This is a genomic window from Flavobacterium sp. (genome assembly GCF_027531705.1).
Lineage (GTDB): Bacteria > Bacteroidota > Bacteroidia > Flavobacteriales > Flavobacteriaceae > Flavobacterium.
In genome coordinates, this window is sequence record NZ_JAPZSP010000030.1 from 1 (window position 1) to 1330 (window position 1330).

The window sequence follows — 1330 nt, forward strand, 5'->3', positions numbered from 1 at the left end:
TTTTTTGATATTCAATTTCCTTTCTCTCAAAACAAGCATCAATCGCATTTTGCAATAATTCACGAACACCAAATGTTGGATTATCTCCATACAAAGGGGCAACTAATAATTTTGATAAATTATTATCAACTTTAAAAGTTATTTTCTCAGGAACATATTCTAGTTTCGCTAAAAACAATTTGTTCTCAAGGTTTGAGGAAATTCTCCGGAATTTAATTCCAGGTTTATTAGTAGGAATGAAACCATAAACCTCTCCTAAAATTGCCCAAGATTTATCTAGTTCATTTTGTATATCCGATATTAGATTCTTTATTTTTACAAACATTTCACTATCAGTCGGATTGCAGTCAACATAAATATTTTCTTTGTCTACATTATTGAAGTTTAAGGAATTTATAGATAAATGAGTTGAATTTTCTAATTGAGAAATTGGACTATTAAAAGATTTAAGCTTCAACAAAAATGGGTTTACTCGGCTATTGTCAATCTGTATATAATCAGCAATTCGTAGTATAATCATTAGGTAGATTATATTAATACCATGTGGGTTCCTCCAGCTATCATGCGCTATATCATTTAAATAGACAAAAGTGTCACGAACATTCATGCTATGACTTCTCGCCAATATTCCCGCTAATTGCTTTGTTTGCTTATCTAATTTATTTGTTCCAAATTCTATAAGTCCCTTTTCGCTTTTTAATCCAATTAATGAAACCTCCTGAGCAAATCTTCCGTGATGTCTTCGAATAAATTCACCAATTAATTTTTTATCATACCCTGTTAAATAATCTTTATTTGATAAATCAGGAATAACAAAAGGCATTGACTCGTCACCAAATATATTTTTCTTTTGTATAGTACTAAATCTCTTGACTTCGCTTAAATAGTCATTCCATAATTCTCTCCATGTTTTATCATCGATGACGCTATTTATACAGCAGTCGTATTCTCCATTGAGCATTGAATTAAAAGTCGATAACTCAACGTGCATTCCTAAATCATGTAAAATAATGGACAATATTAAAATTGAAACCTCATTGGAAGTAATATTTTCAAAAGAGTCATCTGATATTATAAACTCAGCAGATTCTAATACCTTTTCAATATGGTTAATTCCATGATCTGTATATTCTTCAAAAAAATATAATTTATTGTCTTTAAATATTGGCTCAAAAGAAGAAATAACATCAAGTACAATTGAATATGTTGTTTGATTTTTAGAAAGAATATCATCAAATTTCTTGGGTATTTTCATGTCAGTCGTTTTTTTTAATAATATCACATAACATTAGTATATACGCATGTTTTATGCGCATTACATCTAAAACAT

At 28.9% G+C, this 1330-nt stretch carries 1 protein-coding gene; it reads right to left on the reverse strand.

What is annotated here, in order from left to right; translation table 11 throughout:
- Positions 1-1255, reverse strand: a 1255-nt coding sequence (locus O9267_RS11770; protein WP_298179724.1) for a hypothetical protein, incomplete at its 3' end; no start/stop codon positions are given.
- Between the last annotated feature and the right edge of the window lie 75 nt (positions 1256-1330).